Origin of the sequence: Chryseobacterium ureilyticum (assembly GCF_900156735.1) — a bacterium.
GTDB lineage: Bacteria > Bacteroidota > Bacteroidia > Flavobacteriales > Weeksellaceae > Chryseobacterium > Chryseobacterium ureilyticum.
Window position 1 is genome coordinate 658,090 of the sequence record NZ_FTOL01000001.1, and the last position, 21,362, is coordinate 679,451.

Annotated in this window: 24 protein-coding genes; 10 read left to right on the top strand and 14 right to left on the bottom strand. The window is 37.7% G+C overall.

Annotation, left to right across the window (positions count from 1 at the left end; genetic code table 11):
• The first annotated feature begins 225 nt into the window (after positions 1–225).
• Genes BW983_RS02645 through BW983_RS02670 form a run of 5 tightly spaced genes read left to right on the top strand, consistent with a single transcriptional unit; the run spans position 226 to position 5,564 of the window.
• Entirely contained in the window at positions 226–2,391 is a 2,166-nt protein-coding gene (locus tag BW983_RS02645) for a type VI secretion system Vgr family protein (protein WP_076549716.1), read from the top strand.
• 2 nt (positions 2,392–2,393) lie between these two features.
• Positions 2,394–3,215, top strand: coding sequence for a hypothetical protein (locus BW983_RS02650; protein WP_076549717.1), 822 nt, complete (start codon positions 2,394–2,396; stop codon positions 3,213–3,215).
• Positions 3,212–3,493 carry a hypothetical protein gene (locus tag BW983_RS02655; protein WP_076351090.1) on the top strand — a complete coding sequence of 94 codons (282 nt, stop codon included), beginning with the start codon at positions 3,212–3,214 and terminating at the stop codon, positions 3,491–3,493. Before BW983_RS02650 ends, BW983_RS02655 begins: the two co-directional genes overlap by 4 nt.
• Positions 3,494–3,500: 7 nt before the next feature.
• The gene (locus BW983_RS24525; protein WP_084180267.1) at positions 3,501–4,985 is read left to right on the top strand and encodes a GH-E family nuclease; all 1,485 of its coding nucleotides are present in this window, start codon (positions 3,501–3,503) and stop codon (positions 4,983–4,985) included.
• An 18-nt stretch (positions 4,986–5,003) separates the two neighbouring features.
• Entirely contained in the window at positions 5,004–5,564 is a 561-nt protein-coding gene (locus BW983_RS02670) for a suppressor of fused domain protein (protein ID WP_076351092.1), read from the top strand.
• A gap of 388 nt (positions 5,565–5,952) precedes the next feature.
• Here the strand turns inward: BW983_RS02670 and BW983_RS02675 are convergent, their stop codons facing one another.
• From BW983_RS02675 to BW983_RS02730, 12 genes are all read right to left on the bottom strand, one after another.
• Entirely contained in the window at positions 5,953–6,765 is an 813-nt protein-coding gene (locus BW983_RS02675) for a PRTRC system ThiF family protein (RefSeq protein WP_076549719.1), read from the bottom strand.
• A complete protein-coding gene (locus BW983_RS02680; RefSeq protein ID WP_076549721.1) occupies positions 6,762–7,472 on the bottom strand; it encodes a PRTRC system protein B in 711 nt (236 codons plus the stop codon). Before BW983_RS02680 ends, BW983_RS02675 begins: the two co-directional genes overlap by 4 nt.
• A 12-nt stretch (positions 7,473–7,484) precedes the next feature.
• Complete coding sequence (locus BW983_RS02685; RefSeq protein WP_076549723.1) at positions 7,485–8,633, bottom strand: hypothetical protein; 1,149 nt, start codon at positions 8,631–8,633, stop codon at positions 7,485–7,487.
• A 16-nt stretch (positions 8,634–8,649) separates the two neighbouring features.
• Positions 8,650–8,868, bottom strand: coding sequence for a PRTRC system protein C (locus BW983_RS02690; protein WP_076351100.1), 219 nt, complete (start codon positions 8,866–8,868; stop codon positions 8,650–8,652).
• A 10-nt stretch (positions 8,869–8,878) separates the two neighbouring features.
• Positions 8,879–9,442, bottom strand: coding sequence for a PRTRC system protein E (locus BW983_RS02695; protein WP_076549725.1), 564 nt, complete (start codon positions 9,440–9,442; stop codon positions 8,879–8,881).
• On the bottom strand, positions 9,429–9,797 hold the full coding sequence (locus BW983_RS02700; RefSeq protein WP_076394365.1) for a hypothetical protein: 369 nt from the start codon (positions 9,795–9,797) through the stop codon (positions 9,429–9,431). Before BW983_RS02700 ends, BW983_RS02695 begins: the two co-directional genes overlap by 14 nt.
• A gap of 2 nt (positions 9,798–9,799) precedes the next feature.
• On the bottom strand, positions 9,800–10,009 hold the full coding sequence (locus tag BW983_RS02705; RefSeq protein ID WP_076549727.1) for a hypothetical protein: 210 nt from the start codon (positions 10,007–10,009) through the stop codon (positions 9,800–9,802).
• Positions 9,993–10,349, bottom strand: coding sequence for a penicillin-binding protein (locus BW983_RS02710; protein WP_076550799.1), 357 nt, complete (start codon positions 10,347–10,349; stop codon positions 9,993–9,995). Before BW983_RS02710 ends, BW983_RS02705 begins: the two co-directional genes overlap by 17 nt.
• Positions 10,350–10,354: 5 nt before the next feature.
• Positions 10,355–10,801, bottom strand: a complete 447-nt coding sequence (locus tag BW983_RS02715; RefSeq protein ID WP_076549729.1) for a hypothetical protein — start codon at positions 10,799–10,801, stop codon at positions 10,355–10,357.
• Positions 10,798–11,208, bottom strand: coding sequence for a hypothetical protein (locus BW983_RS02720; RefSeq protein WP_076549731.1), 411 nt, complete (start codon positions 11,206–11,208; stop codon positions 10,798–10,800). The genes BW983_RS02715 and BW983_RS02720 overlap by 4 nt, the downstream gene beginning before the upstream one ends.
• A 67-nt stretch (positions 11,209–11,275) precedes the next feature.
• Positions 11,276–12,349, bottom strand: coding sequence for a DUF932 domain-containing protein (locus BW983_RS02725; RefSeq protein ID WP_076550801.1), 1,074 nt, complete (start codon positions 12,347–12,349; stop codon positions 11,276–11,278).
• 58 nt (positions 12,350–12,407) lie between these two features.
• On the bottom strand, positions 12,408–12,815 hold the full coding sequence (locus BW983_RS02730; RefSeq protein ID WP_076549733.1) for a single-stranded DNA-binding protein: 408 nt from the start codon (positions 12,813–12,815) through the stop codon (positions 12,408–12,410).
• 853 nt (positions 12,816–13,668) lie between these two features.
• On the opposite strand from BW983_RS02730, the gene BW983_RS02735 reads away from it, so the two are divergent.
• Complete coding sequence (locus BW983_RS02735) at positions 13,669–15,105, top strand: toll/interleukin-1 receptor domain-containing protein (protein WP_076549735.1); 1,437 nt, start codon at positions 13,669–13,671, stop codon at positions 15,103–15,105.
• Between the two features lie 45 nt (positions 15,106–15,150).
• Complete coding sequence (locus tag BW983_RS02740) at positions 15,151–15,969, top strand: hypothetical protein (protein ID WP_076549737.1); 819 nt, start codon at positions 15,151–15,153, stop codon at positions 15,967–15,969.
• An 80-nt stretch (positions 15,970–16,049) separates the two neighbouring features.
• On the opposite strand, the gene BW983_RS02745 is transcribed toward BW983_RS02740, so the two are convergent.
• Complete coding sequence (locus BW983_RS02745) at positions 16,050–16,907, bottom strand: hypothetical protein (RefSeq protein WP_076351122.1); 858 nt, start codon at positions 16,905–16,907, stop codon at positions 16,050–16,052.
• A 116-nt stretch (positions 16,908–17,023) separates the two neighbouring features.
• Positions 17,024–18,448, bottom strand: a complete 1,425-nt coding sequence (locus BW983_RS02750) for a hypothetical protein (protein ID WP_139329211.1) — start codon at positions 18,446–18,448, stop codon at positions 17,024–17,026.
• 108 nt (positions 18,449–18,556) lie between these two features.
• On the opposite strand from BW983_RS02750, the gene BW983_RS02755 reads away from it, so the two are divergent.
• The 3 genes from BW983_RS02755 (at position 18,557) to BW983_RS02765 (ending at position 21,171) form a co-directional block, all read left to right on the top strand.
• Positions 18,557–18,928, top strand: coding sequence for a cation diffusion facilitator family transporter (locus BW983_RS02755; RefSeq protein WP_228408940.1), 372 nt, complete (start codon positions 18,557–18,559; stop codon positions 18,926–18,928).
• A 312-nt stretch (positions 18,929–19,240) separates the two neighbouring features.
• Complete coding sequence (locus tag BW983_RS02760) at positions 19,241–19,657, top strand: hypothetical protein (protein ID WP_076549741.1); 417 nt, start codon at positions 19,241–19,243, stop codon at positions 19,655–19,657.
• Positions 19,658–20,136: 479 nt separating this feature from the next.
• Positions 20,137–21,171 (top strand): hypothetical protein, encoded by a 1,035-nt coding sequence (locus BW983_RS02765; protein ID WP_076549743.1) that lies wholly within the window; start codon positions 20,137–20,139, stop codon positions 21,169–21,171.
• Positions 21,172–21,362 lie beyond the last annotated feature (191 nt).

Sequence of the window (21,362 nt, forward strand, 5' to 3'; positions counted from 1 at the left end):
ATTGCTTATGAAAAAGAATGAATACAACCCAACAATAGTTCGCGTATCTTAATACTTAAAGAGTAATTTCAACCCACGGAATTTCTTTTCGTACCATTATCAGATCCCCACTACGATAGCCTTGTGAAAGTACTACGTGCTTATTGATTTGTAGCTCTGGTAATTGAATTCACCGCTCGGTGATAAACCTTTTTAAATAACACAACCGAAAAAAATTATGTTATCATGTTTCAACAAGAAGATAATCTTTCCAGTAAAGGAATAGATTCATCCAAGAAAAACGTTTTGGATTCGTTAAGTGACGTCAATTTAGATAACGTTACCAAAATTCCGGGTCCACAAAAAGAGTATCTTAAACAAGCAAAAAATATAACTGACACAGGGCGGCAGTTTCTGAATCAGCCATTATTACCAAATGACCCCACCACCCTCAAGGAAAAAGTTTGGGCAAACCAGCCTACTTCCAAAATATTTAATGCAGCAGGGATTCCTGAAAATGCAATTGCAGGTATCAATAGGGTAGTTAAGCTCGATATTTTTGTCGATGGAAAAGAAATCAAATATTTCAAGCACTTTAAACTAACCCAAAGTGCTGTGAAGCATCATGAGTTTGAGCTTACACTTGCTCATGATACCTTAGGAGCTGCGGAAAATCACAATCTAGAAGAGGCGCAAAATTTTCTGGGAAAGAGAATAACCATTGTCTTTAAATATAAAGATGTAGACAATAGCCCCGAAAGAAATTTTGTAGGAGTTATTACAGAAGTAGGTTTTAGTCAGGAAAAAGGAAGTCTGGGCAATCTTGTCATGACAGGCTGTAGCCCCACAATATTATTGGATGCAGCGCCGCATATCCAGAGTTTTGGCGGATCAAAACCCATCAGTCTAAATAGTATAGCAAGTGAAGTCATCAAAGAAGGCTTAGGTGCTGACAAATTTGATTTCAGGGTTGATTCCCGCTATGGAAATGTACCGTATAGTTGTCAGTACGAGGAGACACATTATAACTATCTGGCTAGAATAGCAGAAGCTTATGGTGAACAATTTTTCTATGATGGTGAAGTTCTTCATTTTGGACAGCTACCACCGCAGGAGAAACCCGTTGTACTTACTTATGGTAGCAATCTGACTGATGTGAAAATCAAAATGAAGGCGCAGCATGTAAATCCAACATTCTATGGTTATAACAGCAGTAAAGATGAAAAGTTCGCTGGTGGAAAAACCAAAATTGACCATAAATCAGATATTGCCAAAAGAGCATATGAGATTTCTGAACGGACTTTTCAAACACCATCTTTACGTGTTGCCCCTATAAAAGCAGCAACCTTTATGGATATTGATGCATCGCAGAAAGGTACTGCCGGGAGCAAAGCGTCGGAAGTTTTTGTCACCTCGGGAAATACGACAGTTCCGTTTCTTCATCCTGGTTGTATAGCAGATATTGAGATGAGAAAAGCTGATAGTAGCGAAACTTCATACTTTACAAAACTGATGCTTATTGAAGTTACGCACGAAGTTGACGCTCGTGGTTACTATGATGGTTCATTTCAAGCGATTGCATCCGATACAGGATTTATCCCAAGACCCGAATTTGTAGTTCCAACTGCGGAACCCCAATTTGGGAAAGTAATGTCAAATACAGATCCACTCAATCAAGGGCGCGTACAGGTGCAACTGGACTGGCAGCGTGGAAAAGATTCAACCGAATTTATCCGAGTAATGTCTCCCGATGCGGGTAGTAGCGATAAGGTCAGCAAAAACCGTGGCTTTATGTCTGTACCAGAAGTGGGGGATCAGGTTATTGTAAATTTTGTCCATCTGCATCCCGATCGGCCATTTGTTATGGGAGGCATGTTTCATGGAAAAGTTGGCGCAGGTGGTGGTGAAGGTAATAATGTAATGAGTTTCAGTGGTAGGAGCGGAGCAGAATTGAAATTTCATAATGGTGCAGGTTCCATGAACCTACAGGACCAGGGCGGAGCAAACATGCATTTCGACGGAGCTGGAAATGCCACAACAAATGCAAAAACAGCCCATAGTGTTAATGCTGGCAGCAATAGTTCTATTAATGTCGGCGGTAAAAAAAATGCACCGCCACAATCTCTCTTAAATATGGATGCTGCAGGTAATATTACGCTTGACGGCAAGACAAGTATAACCTTTCAGGTTGGCGGAAATAAAATTGTCATCGACAAAAAGGGGATTACCGGAACAGTTACCAATGGAAACATCAGTTTCGATGCGACTGCTGGAACATTTACTATTCATAGCAATGGTAACTTGGATATCAAGACCGACGCTGACTTAGCTGTTGACAGTAAATCTTCCAAGATCAATTCAAGTGGGCCAACCAATATTACAGGAGCAGATGTAGAAATTAATAAAGGATAATTATGGAGTTCAATATTCAGGATAGTGGGAAAACAAGAAAGTATGCTTTCCTCAGGGAAGAGCGCTATCAATTTCAGGGTTTGCGCAATGAAAATCATTTGGAAATTGGTCTCGATGTAAAGTTATTGTCCGTCAGCGAAGGAGTTCCCACTTTTAAAATAAATATAATCCGATATAAACAGAGTAATGCTACTGGCTTGTACAGTTGGGTGGGGGATATTCATGAGATAAGGAATGAACTGATTTTTACCCTAAATGAAAAAGGGCAATTAGGTACAATCTTAAATATGGAAGATATACGCATGAAGTGGGAAAAAATTAAACCGGAGCTTATAAAAGAACATAAGAAAGATCCGCACAAAGATATTTTTATCACAGGTATTAATGAACTTTTGGAAAACGCAGACAACTTATCGGATGCTTTGCGATTTGCACAGCCTTATCTGCTTCTATTTCCTGGTATTCATGCAAATCAGTTAAAAAAAGACGAAGAGACAACTGGTTATCGTGAACTTCCCAATTTTTTGGCGGCAAAAATGGTTCCTATTAATACTGTGGAGACACTTACAGAATTAGAAGATGGTAAAATCCAAATCGAAGTTCAGGGGACAATTGACGATGAAAAGTTTGAACAGGAGAAAGTTACAGCCATGATCAGGATTCTGAAAAATAGGCCACGTGTCCCAACACAGCTACAGTTAGGTTACATCGAAAGATACCGTTTGGATGAATGGCCTTGGTCTGAACAGAGTATGTGCATGAGTATAGCGGAAATTCCTGGTACGCTGTACCGTGAAGAAAGAAATATTTTAAAAGCAATATGATTTTTAAGATAGAGGATCTTGTCTTTCAAAATGACCGATACTTTATACTACTGAGCAGTAAGGATGCCGATAAACTAGCAGAACTAAACTGTCTAGATATCTATGCCGACGACGTAAAGATTAAACGTTTATCAGGTTGTCTGGTATCGGAAATATTAAAGATTCCTGATTTCACGGTCTTGGAGTCGAAAGAAAACCTAAGTGAATTGGAGCGGATTTTTAGAAAGACCAAATTGGTAGAAATCTGCACCTGCGTTAAGAACGTTAATTATAAATAAGTGGATCATGGCAAAAAAGTATGTGCCAGAGGGTGCTTTTCTCGCCTGCGATAAAGGAACGAGCCCATCGACATTACGGGTTAGCTTTAACAAAAATACGACAATATATGCGGTGCCAATGGCAACCGAAGCAGATAAGTTACCTTTCTTTCACCTTAAACCAATGGGACTCTGTACCTGTCCTGCAAAATGGGCTACGGGGGTAACCTGTTTACCTACTACCTTGCAATGGGATAATCCAAAGGATGGTGTAAAAATTAACGGAAACAGGATGCTTCTAGAAGATTCTACCTGCAATTGTATTTTTGGAGGTAAGATCAGTATATTTTTTGATAGGGCTTCCGCCGTTGCTTATGGTATAGGAGAAGGGAAGATGCCCAGCGATTACATCAAAGAAGGATTTGACTGGCTTGAACAAAAAACAAAAGAAAATCGAGCTGAAAGGGATAAGATGATTCCTGACTGGATGAAACCTATTGCAGGGGCTAAGGATTGGTTTGATGATCTTGGAACGGGATTAGTTGAAGGGGCGGTGAATGGAGTAGTCGGGCTTGGGGAAGTTATCTATCAGGTTGGGCAAGACCCGGTAGGTACTGCCGAAGCTTTAGGAGGAATGGTGAAAGAGGGGTATGAGGCGACCACTAAAGGACTTAATGAGGCATACAAATGGAGTACGACACCGGGGAATCTAGAAAAAGCAGCAAATTCAACATGGGATTGGGCTTCCAAGGAAGAGAATTGGGACAAGCTTGGAAATGATATTGTCAAGGGAGCTCAGGATACGGGCGAATGGATCGCTAAAAATCCTCGGAAGATCGGTACTACAGTTGGAGAATTTATACCAGATGCTGTCGCAGCTGTGTACACTGCTGGTGGCTCAGTGGCAGTTACCGCAGGTAAGACAGCTTTAAAAGAAGGTGCAGAAGTCGTTGTTGAAAAGACTGTAAAGGAAGTTGCCGAGGCTGGAGCTGAAAAAGCGGGTAAAGAAGCATTGGAAGCAGGAACTAAAAGAGGAATCGCAGAGACATTGGAGCAGTTAGCTAAAAAAGAGAGTGATGATATAGCTGCTGTTGTAACGAAGGATATTGATGAATTGGCTGCTGAGGCAATAAAGAAAGGCGGGAAAAGACCCAAGCTACCAGAGTATCCTGTTAAAAATGCTGATGGTACCTTGACAGATTATGGAAAATGGTATTACGAGCGGCCATCAGGATTTAGAAAAGGTGTAAGGAAGAAAGCTTATGATGGTGCGAAGGAGGATGGAATTGTAAAAGATCCTTTGACGAAGGAAGAAATACCATTTGATAGCGAATGGGATATGGGTCATAAACCTAAACACGAATTTAGAAAACATCAAAAAGATGCAGCAGAAAGAGAAATTTCACGTAAAAAATTTATTGATGAACATAATAATCCAGATCATTATCGTCCTGAGACGCAGAACACAAATAGATCACATAAACTAGAGGATCATACCGACGATTTCGAATAATTTAAGTAAATTTACTATATGAAACCAACAGAAAGACAAAAGGAATTATACAAAAAGCTTTCCCCAATAATAGGTACAGAACCAAAAGTCATTAAATACGGAGATGATACAGGTGAACATGCCATTTTCATTATGGAGTGTCCCGATCCTTTAGATAAAAATGTTATTTTTTATGCTACAATTGGATTGTCTGACTATTCTGTAGCAGATAAAAAGTACGAATTAATGATTTCAGGATATTCGGCGCAAGATAAAGTGGGGAATATTTTGAGCACAAGTGCTTTTTTTTGCATTAAAGATCAATGGAAGGTTTCTGAAGGGGTGGTTTTTGAAAAACTCGTTGAAATGTATTACCCCGCTTCTGAAATGAAACATATTTATTTTACTACACCGTATTTGTGGGAGGATAAACTTGAAGATTTTATGGTACAAAATGAAGAAGTCCATTTTCTTCTTGCTATACCGATATCAGAACCTGAGTTTGAATTATTTAAGCAAAAAGGTTCTGATGCTTTAGAAACATTGTTAGAAGAAAATGAAATTGATATTTCTGACATTAACAGAAAATCGATTTTATAATAAAATTAATGTCTAAAATAAACATAAGAGTTTATTTTTTGGAAGGCTGGATAAATATAAATTATAGCATTAAATGAACTTTAAAAAGCACCCGTCGGTGCTTTTTTTGTTTATAAACTTTTTAAATAATCCTTTTTATAAATAGATTTTCTTTTAAAATCATGGTAAATTTTGGGTGGTGTATGTTAACAGAATTAGCAAAAAAATATAAATTGATAAACAGAATTTAGTTGTTAGAAGAAAACAAACCAAAATAATGAACGAACCGCAAGCGGTTTTCAAAATGGAATGGCTCAGCGGGTGCTATTTTTAAAACTGGTTGCACCGCTTTTTTGCCAAAATTCGGTTCCGACCATAGGAGGAGCCGAATTTTGGCGCCGGCAGTTTTTCAACTGCCAACGCAAATAGGTTGTGTTCTAAAATTCTTTAGATTTAAAAAGAAGCCTCTATTTTCTGTCATTCCCGTTTTAAACATATTCCAAAGGAGGGAAGCTCCCATTTGCGCAATGGTACTGTTGATAAAAAGGTCTTGTTTTAAAAGAGCTTCAGCCAGAGAGCAACTTGGTGTGTTATCCTCTTTTTCAGAACTGAGCATTGCATCACCGTATTCCGCAATAATGGAGGGAAGCGAATCAAAGGTTTTAAACTTCTTTGATGTGGGCTGCTCTATTTTTCCGATGGTTGACAGTATTGCCTGACCTGTGTATTTGGTGTTCCCAAGGTCTAACCAATACCTTCCTTTATCCCTGTGGTTTGCGTATTTGCTGTTTAGTTCCTGTAATATTTCTGCAATCGTAAATCTTGAACCCACGGTATCAACACAGGATACATAAATTGATGCACCTGCATGGAGGGGAATTTCTCCTTCTTCACCCCATTGGAATTTTTCTGTTATGGCTTTCCAGTTTGTACCCGACCAACGGTTCAGCCTATTGATAATTGCCTGAGATTTGAAAAGTCCCTTTTCTGATTCTGCATATCTTTGGCGACCTACGTTTGCGGAGGTTATCATATCGTCATCCCAAAGATATACCTCCAATCCTGGGTGGTTAAGTTCCAATAAACTGTGGTTGATTTCCATCAGCGCAGTCATAAATTTTGAACCTGTTCCACCTGCACCGATTACGTTGACACGGATGGGGTTTGTTGGACTTAGCAGGTAATTGTCCAAAAAATGGACATTGGTTTTTGGCGTTCTCATCGTAATATATCTTTAAGTTTTTGATTGCTTTTGATAAGTCTATCAGTTGGGAACATGGTATCAGTTCCGATTAGGCTTTCCCATAGCAGTACACAGTTTCCGTCAACAGGATTATGGTCAGCCATCATGTGGGAGAAATAGCTATTAAAAAAATAGTTTTCCCACAAGGTCATCAGCTCTTTTATAGAACCTGTTTCGGTTGCTTTTATGTCCACCGTTCCCATACAGACTTCACCACTTTCATATACATTGAAAAAAGGAGCATAATGCAGGGCGGTGTTTGCTGTTGGTTTTCTATTGATGGTTAATGCATAAACATGGAGTAATTCTCGGTCTGCCATCCAAACCAAAGAGGAGGTTTGTGCCGTTCCTGACTTTATTCCAAGTCCCTCAGAAAATAAAAGTTCTCTTTTTTGAGCTTTGCTATACCAGATTATGGTTGCTGATTTTGCGTCAAATGACAATAGGTTATTGGGTAAAATGCCATTTGATTTTAACTGATTGAGACTGTCTTCATCAATTTTTAGCGCTGTCGCCAATCTTTTTGCTTCACCTATCGTAAGGGGGTGGGGATTAACGGGCGCTCCATCACTGTCCATATCAAAGTGTTCGACATAAGTATCATTTAAGCCACCATTGCTTTGATAAAAGACCAATGCGCTTGAGGGGTAAAAATAGGTTCCAAAGCTGTTTGTAATATCTTCCATGATTTCTAAATTTTAGTATTGATGTTCCTGCCATATTTGAATAAGGCTATCAATGGCATTAAAAACCTTGCTTTCAAAATCAAAATTGTTTTCTTTTATTCTCCTGTTATCGTAGGGGATAAAGCGTGTTGGTTCGTCGATTTCGAAGTATTCCTGTAAATCGTCGTTAACAGACTGGCAGAGCGATTCAAATAAACTACCTTTAATCGAAGCGCAAAAAGAAACATAGTTATCCAATGAAACCGCACGCTCATCAATATCTATTCCTTCCCTGAAACGCAAAGGATAGAATTTTCTATCGATTTGAACTTTAGGATAGGCGCAAAAAATCTTATAAAAAGACTTGGCAACCGTCAAGCATTTTTTATCAAAATCGGTTTTTGCGACAAATGTTTTTAAGCGGTTTGTGTAACTGTGCAGGTTTATCGGGTCACTGATTATTTTTTTGATAAAATCACCGATGCGTTTAGCATCATTAAAGTCGGCTATAAACTCTTCCTCCGCACCGTCATCGTACATCCAATTTTCAAGCATTTCATACATAGAGTACAAATAGCAATCATCAGTTCTGTAATAGGGTACACCGAGAATCTGATAGATGTAGGCATATACAGAAAGTAAAAGCTGACTAGCCTGTTCAGTTGCCGAATTGTGCAGTATGTTATAAAGTGGAATTACAGGGATATAGTATAAAGTCATTCCTGTATCGTATCTGTCTTCCTTTGCAAAGTAAGTGCTATTATTATGATGTATCAATCGGACTTCTTTCCAATCCGTCTCCGCTTTTTTAAGCTGTTTTTTAAGGTCTGCCATTGATTCAGCAATGTTATACGGAAAAGGGATATTTCCACAATCCTGTAAAGAAAGATTAAATTTTTTAGCGATTAGAGACAGGGATTTTTTAAAATCCCTGTCCATTTTTAATCTATCACAGTCCTGTATAGTTTCGGTTTCCTGCAATCTTGGAGGAAACCGCATTTCTAAAAAGGCATTGGCAACATCGCAGGCGGTACGGACTTCTGTTTGTCCTTTTGTATTTCCCCTGCATCCTTTGGTTTTCTCATCCACCGTCCGAACTGCTCCAACTGTCTGTGCAGTTGCGCTTGGTTTTCTTTTCTTGCTAGCTTTACCGTTTCGGGATATTGTGTTTGCATAATTCATGTGTTTGATTTTTTAGTTAACCTTTAGTTCCGATGACGGTCTCAAAACGATAGAGAATCGTATCATCCGCAATCGTTGGACGTGAAATTTTTGCTGTGGTGAGTGCAGGATAGTTATTTGAATAAAAATTCAGGACTGCCTGTACGCTCCATTTTGGCTCAGGGTCGTCAAGCCTGATTTCCTGTTCTTTCTCTTTGAGTACGAATACTCTTGGAAGTTCTGTTGCTACTAACATACTATTGATTTTAAGGGTTATTCTCGTGAGTTATTTCGACTGTTTCTTTTCCTGTATCTGAAAATAGGCTAGGGGCAAACTGTCTTTCATAGATTTCCTGTTTGTTTTTGATAACTTCGGAATGTTCAGGATAATCCCCGACTTTAGGGAGTGCAGTCCAAGCATCTTTGTATTTTCCCTCCTTTTCAAAGGCATTCGCTTTTAGCATGGCTTCATTATATTTCTTGTTTCTGTTGTCTTTGTCCTTTTGTTCCTTATTGGAGTTTTGTTTTTCCATCGCAGAATTAGCCTGAGCAAGTTCTACCTGTTTCATAAAATGTTCCATATTGGAGAGCAGGCCAGAAGCTGTCTGAACAGGTTTTTTGATGTGGGAAAAAAATCCCTCGTCAAGTTCTTCGGGCGTACCTTTCAGGTTAAAGGGAGGAATCAGGTTTTTAGCCTTGTCCCCACAACTGTCATTTTCGATCAATATCGAAACGATAATTATATTTTCTGTTGCTTTGGTAATGGTTAGCATCAATTTGCTGTTCATTTCCATTTTCGCAATCTGTCTGAAAAAATTAGTTGCTTCCATAATAATTCATTTTTTTGTCGCTTACACGGTCGGTGATGTATGATTCGGAAAGACCGATTTCCCTTAATTGTGCTTCATATTCTGCCATTACCTTATTAAATTCTGCTGTTCCTTCTTCGCCTGCAAGGTGAAGTCTGTGCGCTGTTCCTTCTTTCAGTGCCTTAGTGACGGTTCTGTGCAGTTCTTTGATATGTCTTCGTTGGTCAGAAAGTTTGCGTATTTCCTGTGCAAATAGCTGATAGCGTGAAAGGATGTCCAAGAAAATGAACGCTTCCACGACATTTTGATTTTTATAGTTTTCGACAAACCTGTTGTATAACCAATCTGCGAACTTGTATTTTGCCAAAGTATCCATTGTTATCTTTTAATAATGTTCTGCTTAATATTTTTATCGTAGTTCATTCGGTAGCCATTATCGTGAATGACCTTTTCAAGCCCGTTCCCGACGGACTGTAGATGCTCCCAATCTTCGGATGATATATTGAGGACATAGAGCTGTCCGAATTTCATTACCATTTCAGCGATAATGGTGAGCGCCTGAAACGCTGTTTCATTTTCCTTTTTCATGGTTTCCATTATTTAAGGTTTTTAAGTAGCTTGTATAGCGTTCTGTTAAATCCTTGCCTTTTTTAAATCGGTCTGTACGGTAGTTATAAATTTCCTCGAACAGGGTAACTGTTTTGGTTTTGAGGTTGATGTAATAGCGGTAAGACGCATTTGCCCGTCTCTCGTCCATTGTGCAGTGCTTTTTGATTAAAGAAAGTTCTCTTTTACTATTGCTTAATGTGAGTAAGGGCGTTAGAATTTCCTCTACGATATAACCCTGTTCGGGGGCACTCGTGCTGTCGGCAACACATATAATTTCTTCGCCGTTGCTTAATGTGATATGAAGATTTGAACGTGTCATAATCATTAATTTTGATGGGTTAATATTTCCTGAATCAATTTCAGGTCGAACTCAGATGTCCTGAGGCGGATGTCTTCGAATGCTTGATAGCGAGCCATTCCATTAGAATGGACGAGTAATACATCGCTCTTTACAAATCCATTTTCATTGCATAACCATTCTATTTCCTGCGCATCTGCTTCAACAAAAGTGAGTTCATTTTCACCGAACCACTGTTCATAAAAAGGCATACGCGTAGACTCATGAACGAGAAACCGAACAGTATGTTCTTTTTTTGCGATATACCCCATTATAGGGTTGATTCCAAGCATTTCCACTAGTTCCATTGTTTCTTTCGTTCTATTGAGCCAGTCTTTGGAGAGGTTGACGATAGCAATTTCAAAATTGTTGCGTCCTATCTCACTGTAGACCTTTAGAAACATAAACTCCGTAATTTTTGCTGTTGGTTTCATCCCTGAGATTTTAGGTCTATCGTTACAAGTAAATTGTCTCCAAATAGCAAGTAAATCGCATATTTTAGCTTTTTAGAACACTGTGGCTGTGCTGTAAAATTGACGAGGGCATTGATGCTGAACAGCGCATCGTAACCGTCAAAAAGTTGATCCCTGAACGTTTTTTTATTTTTATACAGTCTTGTACCGTTCTTTTTGTATCTACGCTCAAAAAAGTCTATTAGATTGTACCATAGTTCGGCAGTAATATGCTTTGCTGTCCAATCCTTTAAAATCTGTTCCTTGTTATCTTGGTAGAAATCTGCTTCTTTTTTGATGAAATCCGTCAGATTTTTAATTTCATCGGGAAAAAGGTTGGCAAGTAGATAGGCTCTATCTAGGTTATCCATTTGATTTAGTGTTTTCATTTTTACATCTTTTAGGGTTAATTTTAGGTGGCAGACTTTTGCCGGACTGCCACCTCTAAAAGTTTTATTAATTCAGTTCAAACACATCTGCACCAATTTTCTCAAATGAAATGCATAGTTCAAATGCCTTTTGGGTTTTGAGCTGTGCAGTGCCGCCCAGAACGATGCTCTGTAGTTTTGCTTCAGGGTTTTTGTAGTTTCGGACGTTTTGAAAGTACCCCGTCACGGCATTATAAGCACCGAACAATGTCCCTTTTGTGGTTTCCATCAATTGGGTATCGTTAATCATGGCGTATGCGAATGCATCATCTACCGTGTTTTTGAACATCGTTGACAATTCATCATCTGCCCCTTTTTTCAGCAGGTCAAATGTTTCCTTGTTCGGACATAGGGCGAGCTGAATCAGCTTGCGGATTTCGCTGTCCTTTACTTTGACCTTTGCCCAACTGTTGAAAATGCCATCCATCTGCATGGTCAGGGTGTTTGCCAACCCCATTACTTTGTGGGCATCGTTCAGGCGCTGTTTGGCTCCTGCGGTGTGCTTGATGCGTACTACGTTGCTCATGTTGCGTAGTGAAGCGTTCAGGGTGTTCTGACAGACGATTCTGATAGGGGTGAAGGCTGCCGTGATGCTTCCGCTCCCGTCATGGGAGGTCGTCAGGAAGATATATTTTTCAATCACATCATCGGAATTGCCGATACGGATGTAGTTAGGGAGTTTTGCAGTGATAAATATGCGTTCTCCCTGCCCCAATGCCCCTGCGGTTTCGTAGAGGATGCCACTTTCACCGCCTGCGATAGAATCGAAAAAGGTAAATGCATCTTTATTCTGTACGATATGGTAGTCTTTACCCACAACACCGAGTACGGTATTGTTGTCCGTGCGGATGTTGGCAAAATAATTGGGAACCTCGATTTCCGTGTCCTGAATGACGATACCGTCTGCAATCTGAACGATGCCCGAACCTTTTGTAAATAGTGGGCTTTTTTCTACTTCGTAGTCCAGACCTGCGTGCCGGATTGCCTCGGCACTTGTCGGGTAGTCCTGCACAATCTGTCCTAGTCCGTGCCAAGCCTTTTCCTTTACCGAGAAAAATGAATATCTGCCTGTTCTGTTGTTGTAATTTAGATTATGTGCCATGATTTCTGATTTTAAGGTGTTTTGTTTTTTGATGAATCTGTGAGATTGAAACGGACGGTTAGAAAGGTAAATCGTCATCATCCGAACCTGCCACTATTGCAGTGTTTGCGCTCTGTTTTTCTGCACTGGTTTGTGTGCTTTGTCCGTTTTCCTGCTTGGCGGGTTTTCCTAAAGGCTTGATAGCTGAGGTATGGAAATTGAGCCCTGCTTTTGCTGTTCCGTCACTTGAAAGCCATGCCCTTGCGCTGATTCTGCCCGATAGTTCAACCAATAGCCCTTTGACAAGGAATGTCACGGCTTTAGGAGTAAGCCAATAGGAGCAGTCCACAAATTCGGTCTGTTCAATGCGCTGTCCTGCTTTGTTTTTGTAGCTGTCATTCACTGCGATGGAGAAGTTGACAACTTCTTTTCCGTTTGGTGTTTTGCTGACTTCTGCATTTTTGGTCAGCCTTCCGATGATGTTCATAATCGTCTGTTTTTAAGTTATACAATCCTGTTACGCTTCCCCCTTTTCCTGTCCTGCTGAGGCTCGGCCCCGAATCATTTTTTTCAAAAGAAAAAACAGGAAAAAAAAGAAAGTCAATGTATACGCCGGTCAAATGGTGCAGAGTCAAGAGAAATGATGATTTAATGGGGGGGACCCTCTGGGGCGTAGACCGTTCATTCGTTATTTCTCTTGCAGGGTGGTGTCGGTGGCTGGCCGACGTATTTTTACTTCCCTTTTTCGACTGTTCTTTTGATAAAAACTGATTAAACAAATCTTATTTTTCCTGAAATTTCAGTCGTGTTAAAAAAGTATTATTCATAGGTAATTGAAAGCTGCGTATAATCCGGACGGGCTTAGGAGCGGCTTTCAATTTTCTATGTTAGGGAATGCAAAAAGCTCTTTTACAATGAAGGAACGGGCATGGCGTAAATGTGCTTTTGCTTTTGTGGGCTGGCAATGATAGTGGTGTTTTGAATTATGTATTTTGAAATGATATCTTTTGCGTGAGTGATTGAAGGGGAAAGCCCACAGGAACGAGGACTTGTAACGGAAAGCCCGGTGCCATAAAGCACACGCCATAATAAGTTTATGCATAAGGCATTTTGGGAATAGCGTTAAGTGGACTGAATAGATTTCTTCACACAGAATAGGAAATGCACTGCTATAAAATTCCCTGGTCTTAACTTTTCCTTGATTTATTTTTAATATTATTCGCGCGGATCTGTTGCTGGTTGCTTGTAAACACAAAGATTTACTTACTTTTGTTTATAGAAAGCTGGAGAATTTATAGCATTATTTAAGCTAATTTTAAACCTAGAATAGCACAATTTACATGAGTAAAAAAGTATTTATTTCCTATGCATGGGGTAATAGTGAGCATCAACAATGGATAGTTGATCTTGCAACAAGACTAATGAACGACAGCGTTGACGTTGTGTTGGATAGGTGGTCACTTCAAGATGGTCATGATATCCATAGTTTCATGGAAACTATGGTTAAGGCAAAAGATATTTTTCGGGTACTTATAGTTTCTGATAAAACGTATACGGAAAAATCTAATGATCGAGCTGGGGGTGTGGGAACCGAAACCCAGATTATTACGCCAAATATCTATTCGAAGCAAGAGCAAGTCAAATTCATTCCACTCGTAAGAGAGAGGGATGAGGATGGACATGCATTTCTTCCTGTGTATTTACAAAGCAGAAAATATATCGATTTTTCTAGGGAAGAGGATTTTGAAAATAGTTATGAGCAATTATTAAGAAATATTCTTGAAGCCCCATCGCTTCCTAAACCTAAATTAGGAATAAAAGCGCCCAGTTATATTACCGATTCAGTTGTAAATCTTGCTGAAACCCACAATAAATTAAAGACAATAAATAACCAGATCAATAAGAATGGAAAGGTTGCATATAGGGAATTGAAAAGTTTTATTGAGATCTTTCAGGATAAACTTTGGGATTTTGAGCTTGTTAATACGCCAACTGATATAATCGGTTATGGCGAGAAATTATATGATACGCTGAAATCATATAAACCATTGAAAGAAGATTTTGTACAATTTATTGAAATTTTGGCAAGTAACGAACTGGATAATAGCGATGAATTATTAATCGAATTTTTTGAAACTGCTCCGCTTTATGATAGTCCCAGGGAACACGAAGGCAGCTGGAGCCCTGCAAGATTTGACATTTTTAAAGTAATTTTTCATGAACTTTTCCTGTATGCAATAGCTGCAGCCTTAAAAAATAAAAACTACAAACTCGTTGCAGATCTGCTACATACTAAATATTACAAAAAAGAAAAATATGCCAGGAAGACAGAAGCTTCTAAGTTTACTTTTATCGGAGGCTACCATGAATATCTGGAACAATATTTTTCTAGGGAACACAAGAAGATTACAGGTTTTGGAGAGTATATTATTATGAATTTGTGTGAAAATTTTAAAAAGACCGACCTTATATTAGCTGATATGGTATGTTATTTCGTTAGCTATCTGAAGATAGTTGATTACGAAACGTGGTTTCCTTATACTTATATTTATGGAGAATCACAGCCTATCAATTTTTTCGCAAAAATGACATCTAAAAAGCATTTTGATAATGTAAAGGAAATATTCGACATAAAAGGAGCAATTGAGCTTAAAAATATACTGACAACTTACAAAAGTGAAAATAATGACCATATTCGTTATGGAGGGAACGGGTATTCGAAAGTGCCTTCCATTCATGAGCTTGTAAACCCGGATACAATTGCAAGTGAAAGGTAAGCCTGGAATGGTATCGATTGGTAAAATGCGAAAAAATATAAATAAATGGCCTACAGGTACTCGCATCAACAACGGATAGACTGGATAAAATTACATAATCCAAACTATCCTAATCAGCATTGGCATAGCGATATTGTTTATCGCCCGGATGAAATTCTCCATAAGGAGTTTTTTTATCGCAAGAGGACTGTAAAAAAGAAGATCAATCCAGCAAACATATGTGGTATTGAATACGCCTACTCGTACAATTGTCCAGCTTATAAGGCAAAGGACTGGACATATCACTGGGACGATTTATTGCGCGATCTGAAACGACTAGATTGGGTTATTGACAATTTGGTCGATTTAGACCAGATTATTGACCATATCCACTTTAATGAGGAGGAAAAGACAGTTGAACAGTATGGCGATCACTTTTTCACTACGGGTGGGCAACATCGCTTATGTCTTGCCAAATACCTTGAACTGGATGAGGTGGAAGTAAACGTTGAGGAATACATTTTTGACCGTGAGCGATTTCAACGGGAAAAAAGATTTGAAAGATACATTCCTAAATTTATTGAGGAAGGGTTTTTGGGTCAGTGGTATGAAAATAACCCACGCGTTGATTTTGTGGGGATAGATGTTAAGGGATTTGATAATAAAAAGGATACGGTTTTTATAAAAAAGAAATTTGCCGGATATGTATTGGACCGGATGAGTGAGCTTAGAAGATTTTCATATCGGGGTATCTCCAATAGCATAAAATCAATGAAAATTGAAAGTAATAAAAGAAATAGTATTGTTTCAGATCAGGAACTCTATCTTTTGGATACATTACTACTGCGGCACAACCGCAGCATTTTAAGTAAGATTTTCATATAATTCTTTGTTGATGGATTGTAAGAATGATATGAAAATAATATAAATCAAGCGAAGTCAATTTATTCTTCTATGGACTTTTCCTAGGACATCAATATGTTATCAATCACCTCAATGCCTAAGAGGTTTTTTGCTATGATGAATTTCTCGGGAAGTCTTCCTTCCAATGCCAAAATAATGCGACTGTTTGGAAGTTCATTATCTACAATTTGTTTTGCTTCAATTAAATGCTTGTATTTTACACACTGGAAAATGCCACGTAATATATCTTCTGGAGTAGAAATAATAGATTTCACTTCGACCCCGATTTTCAGGGATTGATCAATAAATAGAACGTCAATAACATCAGCTGAAGGTAGTACATGTTCGAGTATTCCCTCTGGAAGGGAATCCTTAAGACCTAGTACTAAAGGGTTTTTTGAAACAAACTCCTTAAATTTTCTGTGGCTTTCGCTTTCACCTCCTGATCGTATTTTGGTTGCTTTATGTAAATCTTCTTGAAGGTCTATGTGTATTGGATCCAAACCAAGAACATTCAAAACTTCCCGCCAGTATGGAAATAAATATATTTCTGCGAGCATAGCATCCAAAAACTCTTTCTGCTGGCTTGGGCTACGGGTGCTGTAATCAGCAATATCGATAAACCAAGAAATTCCATCGCCTGGAAGGTTAGTTCTTTTGCTGATCGCGATACATTGGATGGGTGGAATTTTGATGTCAATACTTAAGCTCAGTTCTTTCATTGCATTTCCAATCACACCCAATACATAATTAAGATTTCTTGGATTTGGCATTTCAAGAATTTTAGCAAGGTCGGAATAATAAATTGTCTGACGGGCCTCAGCTTGTTTAACTAGGTAGGGTAAAGCTACTCTCGCTCTTGCTTGATATAATTTATTTCCCTCTAATAAATCGTACTTTCCGACAATTGATGTTTTCATTTTACTTTGCTATTTTCAGTTGATGTCTCTTTTTGATTAGTTTTAGCTAATCCAAGGAATTTATAATACAATTTTTTTTATAAATTATTGATAGCTAGGGCTATTTGGCAAGACGTTTATTTTCCAAAGTTAAAAAAGGATTTTACTGCGTGCAATAGCTTTTGAATCCAATTTTTATTATTTGGTGGGTACAAATATAATTGCAGATGCCCTTCCATAGCGCGTAGTTTTATGTTGACATCAGCATATTTCCAAAGTCTGCCAAGCCAACTGTCTTTTTCAATTTGTTCCATTTCTGGATCAGAGAATTTTCCCAAATTATCTACGTCGTTACCCAAAAGCAGCTGTAATTTACTGACAAGAACATGTGCTTCCTTGCCGAAAATAGGTAGGGAGTTAGTGGGTAGATGTCTAGTCAGGAGAAGGAATGGACTTTTAGTACTTTTATCGGTAATTATACGTATAACATTAAAGTAGTCAAAGAAAAAGAAAGCGCTGTCATAACGGCTACTCTTAAGGTCGGAAGTATTGGACGGTACTAAATTTTTTAATAAATCCAACAATTGATTAAGGAAATCTACTGTTTTGAACTGAAGACATTTTTTGTAAAGGATCAGAAAGTCATCGGTCGACATGGCGATAGTGTTAATATCAAGTTTTTCATAGACGGCATTTGCCTTTTTACAGTTTCTTTGATCCTGAGTAATATAAAAATCACAGGAAGAGGCAAAAGCTGTATGAAAAGCATCTTCCATAGTATTTCTGAAAGTTTGTTTCCTGCCTCTATTTATAGAAATTTTGTCTTCCTGATACCCGTGCATGTCCAGTGCTATATATTCATTACTTATTTCTGTGAACCAGGGTGAGGCAAACTCATGGGCAGGGCTTTTTGGTTCAGCTAAAATTCCTTTTTTTTTATAAGCTTTATCAATGAGTTCATAGGGGGAAGCGCTGTGAAATATTTGGTCTCTTTTTATATCTGCCCCACCTTGAAGATTTTCACGTAAATCTTTATAAGCTGTATTTTTGTTCATTCTTTCTATCATTCCAAAGATTGCTGTTAAAACTCCAACCTGTGTATAATTGTCCTCAAGTTCAGGGAGAAAGCTGCGCATTAGGTGAGCTGTTTCAGGGTTTTCGAAGGATTTTTGAAAAACTTTATCGATAGGAGTGTTTTTAAATAACGTAATTTGCTCATTCAATAGTTCCTGTAGATTTCTACTTTCCTCATCAAGATTGTCTGAAAGTGGTTCGATAAGAAGCATATCTAGTAGTTGACTTAGATTGCTATCCTGTATGTATAAATCCCGAGGAGGATTATTTCGAAATTCGGTTCTGCCCTCTATATGGAACAAACAATAATTTTGGGAAAGGTTGGAGATAAAATCCAGATCAGAATCGATATTCTCCCTATTTGATAGTTCTTGGCTACTCGCAGAAATATCGCCAAGATGCGAAGTTGAATAAGGCTTTAAAAATTTCTTGTTATCTGAAATAATTGAAAAAAATTCACTGTGGTGCCCATTTTTCATCTGGCTCATTACATTCCAATCTATATAGACCCTGATCATCGTTATTTAAAATTATTTATATGGAAAGTTAGGGAATAATCTGTAATAATAAAGATTTCAGAATTAATTATTGTAACCATGATAACGTGGCTGAACCATTCACTAAAAATTCCCGAGCTGGATGGATTAGCATCAGTAATTGTAGGATTGCTGCTTGTTTTTGTTTCCTTTATATTGGCTAGAGAAAGCAGAAGTTTGTTGATGGGTGAAGGTATCGCGCCCGAAACGAGAAAAAAAATTGCGGAACTCGCAGAAAAGGACTTTACAGTGGTGAAGACAAAAAACATATTATCGACTTATCAGTCGCCCGAAGAAGTTGTTCTGATGTTGATAATAGATTTTGAAGATGACCTAGATACAGAAGAGATCACTGAGGCGATACGCCGTATCCGTATAGACATAAAAAATGAATTTAAACTTGTACATTATGTGATCATACAACCGGAATAATGCTGTAAATAGAGGTGAAGACTACCACGGTTGCAGTAATGTTAATTCGTCAATTTGATATTTTAGTGAAAAGTGTTTAAATTAGATATCAATAATTATTTGCTCGATCGAGCAAACTTTTCATAAAATAGGTTAATAATATGGCAAAACACCCGATGACTCCCAATCTTCGGGTGTTTTTAGTATGCTGATAAATTTCGCATTGTTGGTATGAGTTTCGAACATGGATGTCAATTAGAGTACCCACCAAGTTCTGCATAAATCCTTTATATTTTATAAATAAAAGAAGTAAATTGTAATCAAAGATTTATCATGGAAGTAATTTACAATATTAGTATTGAAGTCAGCATCAGCAATATTGAAGCTGGTTTGTTGTATAAATATTTAAAGATGCATCCAGTAGAAAAACAGTATATAAACTACGGATATTTTGCATTTTCTTTTAAGGAGTTTGAACAAAAAAGAGAATTTGATTTGACGCTGACGATGGAAATTATGGATTCTTGTGTCAGAGTATTAGAAGATCAAGACCTGGGCGATCCCGTTGAGAATCTGCTAAAAAAGGAACTCCTTGAAAAAATCTATAAATGGTCAGCTATACTCTATGGGGAAGAAGACGCTATTGAGGTGTTCCAAACTGATTATTATTTGAAATCTATTGGGCAACTTCAGGAAAACAATTATTTTAGTTTTAGAAATTATTTGAAACTTCGGAACCTAAACAGCTAAAATTATAATTTAGGAAGGCAAAAGGTATCAATCATTAAAAAATTGCGGAATTTTTTGTTTAATAAATTGTTTAAATAATTTTGATTCTTGGGTCAGATCCAAGTTTCAAAATAGCTTGGAAAATGAACCTTAGGGAGTTATTTCCTACTCTATACAAAGAGATCACAATGTATTGTCTCAAATGTTTATTACAATTTTTAAAGATCCAAAAAGGCAAGTAAAAAAAACTGCTATACCTCAAATGGAAATAACTGCAAAACCAAGCAATAGCAACTTTTCAACGCGCTTTTACAAGGAAAGGCATATTTTTCATTTAAGGATACCATTACTTTAGTAACCAAAATGTATAATTGATGCTACCAAATAGGTTGAAATTATGGTAAGATACCCCAATACCGTCAATCTTTAGGTATTTTGGTTTTACAGGGCACTACCATATTAGGTCAAAAAAAGACATTAAAATGGCGAAATAGGATGGTATGGTCTCAAAGAAAGATGAAATATCAAATACTGTTTTCTTAGCTGAGTTATTATTTATATTTTCAACGGAAAAAAATATGTTGGATATAGAGTATATAGAAAATATACTAAAAGGTAAGGATGGATTAGAGTTTCAAAAATGTGCAGCGAATTACCTACGGAAAAAATATGGTGGTGCATTTCAGGAAGTAGCTTCCATGGGACCACTTGGAGATGGTGGTAAAGATGGCTATGTGCTTGAAACCAGAGAATATTTTGCCATGTCAACCTGGTCTGACAATATAGCAACCAAGATAAAGAATGACTATAAGAACTGTATTGACAAAAACCTTGAAGTCAAGAAGTTCATTTTTGTTACCAATCGTAAAATAGGCCCAAAAGAATGTGATGTCATTGATAAGCTTAATTTGGGGAACCAAGATATTAAAATTGAAACCCTGAGTCATCGGGATATGGCTAAAGCATTGATTGAATATCCGCAAAGAGAAGTTTTAGCGATACTAGGAAAGCCAATGTCTTTTTATGATGATAAAACTGTTTATTTTGAAGAATGTAGGGATAGACAGCTAACTTTCACTCTGTGGGAATCCATTAAAGATTCAATGCACGTTTACTTAGCAACAATCTTTTTTGTTGCTGTATTTTGCACATCATTTTTCTATGTTGAAGCTGACTGGGCCAAAACCCTGTGTTTTATTGTAGTTGCCGCACTGATGAGCTTATATATGCTTGTAAATATCAATAGCCTACGAAAGTATAAATATGCCCATAAAATTTTGTACCTATTGGTTACTGGTAAGCTTCAGACGCAAAATGAGGTTTTATTGAATGAAGGAAGACATTTGACAATCAAACGAAACTCAACATGGAACTTTACGATTAATAAGAGGTCTATAAACTGCATAAAAAGAGGTTGTAGCAGTAAAGTATTTTTATATACGCAAGAAGATGGAACGATCATAGGCCGGTGTGAAAAGGATAAATTAAATCATACATACAGAGTTGATAATAATTTTTATGGTGAATTGCTGTGAAATTAATTCTCCATTTTTTGGGGTCCATCGGTGTAGTTTACATACGCTATTTCATAAGCCTTGTACCGTCGGTATTCGTTTCTTCTGAAATCTTTTCAATTGTATATGCTTCCATATACAAGCAACGATCAAGTAAGCTACAAGCTCCGTACGTTAGTAAATAATATATAATGCTGAGGTTTTGGTTCTTA

What these genes read in the sequence shown, in the direction of transcription:
- BW983_RS02735 (WP_076549735.1), top strand. Translation starts at nt 13,669, where the DNA reads ATGAGTAAAAAAGTATTTATTTCCTATGCATGGGGTAATAGTGAGCAT.
- BW983_RS02745 (WP_076351122.1), bottom strand. Translation starts at nt 16,907, where the DNA reads ATGAAAACATCAATTGTCGGAAAGTACGATTTATTAGAGGGAAATAAA.
- BW983_RS02710 (WP_076550799.1), bottom strand. Translation starts at nt 10,349, where the DNA reads ATGACACGTTCAAATCTTCATATCACATTAAGCAACGGCGAAGAAATT.
- BW983_RS02750 (WP_139329211.1), bottom strand. Translation starts at nt 18,448, where the DNA reads ATGAGCCAGATGAAAAATGGGCACCACAGTGAATTTTTTTCAATTATT.
- BW983_RS02685 (WP_076549723.1), bottom strand. Translation starts at nt 8,633, where the DNA reads ATGAATTATGCAAACACAATATCCCGAAACGGTAAAGCTAGCAAGAAA.
- BW983_RS02680 (WP_076549721.1), bottom strand. Translation starts at nt 7,472, where the DNA reads ATGGAAGATATTACAAACAGCTTTGGAACCTATTTTTACCCCTCAAGC.
- BW983_RS02755 (WP_228408940.1), top strand. Translation starts at nt 18,557, where the DNA reads ATGATAACGTGGCTGAACCATTCACTAAAAATTCCCGAGCTGGATGGA.
- BW983_RS02765 (WP_076549743.1), top strand. Translation starts at nt 20,137, where the DNA reads ATGGTCTCAAAGAAAGATGAAATATCAAATACTGTTTTCTTAGCTGAG.
- BW983_RS02690 (WP_076351100.1), bottom strand. Translation starts at nt 8,868, where the DNA reads ATGTTAGTAGCAACAGAACTTCCAAGAGTATTCGTACTCAAAGAGAAA.
- BW983_RS02705 (WP_076549727.1), bottom strand. Translation starts at nt 10,009, where the DNA reads ATGAAAAAGGAAAATGAAACAGCGTTTCAGGCGCTCACCATTATCGCT.
- BW983_RS02725 (WP_076550801.1), bottom strand. Translation starts at nt 12,349, where the DNA reads ATGGCACATAATCTAAATTACAACAACAGAACAGGCAGATATTCATTT.
- BW983_RS02670 (WP_076351092.1), top strand. Translation starts at nt 5,004, where the DNA reads ATGAAACCAACAGAAAGACAAAAGGAATTATACAAAAAGCTTTCCCCA.
- BW983_RS02655 (WP_076351090.1), top strand. Translation starts at nt 3,212, where the DNA reads ATGATTTTTAAGATAGAGGATCTTGTCTTTCAAAATGACCGATACTTT.
- BW983_RS24525 (WP_084180267.1), top strand. Translation starts at nt 3,501, where the DNA reads ATGGCAAAAAAGTATGTGCCAGAGGGTGCTTTTCTCGCCTGCGATAAA.
- BW983_RS02720 (WP_076549731.1), bottom strand. Translation starts at nt 11,208, where the DNA reads ATGAAAACACTAAATCAAATGGATAACCTAGATAGAGCCTATCTACTT.
- BW983_RS02730 (WP_076549733.1), bottom strand. Translation starts at nt 12,815, where the DNA reads ATGAACATCATCGGAAGGCTGACCAAAAATGCAGAAGTCAGCAAAACA.
- BW983_RS02650 (WP_076549717.1), top strand. Translation starts at nt 2,394, where the DNA reads ATGGAGTTCAATATTCAGGATAGTGGGAAAACAAGAAAGTATGCTTTC.
- BW983_RS02740 (WP_076549737.1), top strand. Translation starts at nt 15,151, where the DNA reads ATGGCCTACAGGTACTCGCATCAACAACGGATAGACTGGATAAAATTA.
- BW983_RS02675 (WP_076549719.1), bottom strand. Translation starts at nt 6,765, where the DNA reads ATGAGAACGCCAAAAACCAATGTCCATTTTTTGGACAATTACCTGCTA.
- BW983_RS02715 (WP_076549729.1), bottom strand. Translation starts at nt 10,801, where the DNA reads ATGAAACCAACAGCAAAAATTACGGAGTTTATGTTTCTAAAGGTCTAC.
- BW983_RS02700 (WP_076394365.1), bottom strand. Translation starts at nt 9,797, where the DNA reads ATGGATACTTTGGCAAAATACAAGTTCGCAGATTGGTTATACAACAGG.
- BW983_RS02695 (WP_076549725.1), bottom strand. Translation starts at nt 9,442, where the DNA reads ATGGAAGCAACTAATTTTTTCAGACAGATTGCGAAAATGGAAATGAAC.
- BW983_RS02645 (WP_076549716.1), top strand. Translation starts at nt 226, where the DNA reads ATGTTTCAACAAGAAGATAATCTTTCCAGTAAAGGAATAGATTCATCC.
- BW983_RS02760 (WP_076549741.1), top strand. Translation starts at nt 19,241, where the DNA reads ATGGAAGTAATTTACAATATTAGTATTGAAGTCAGCATCAGCAATATT.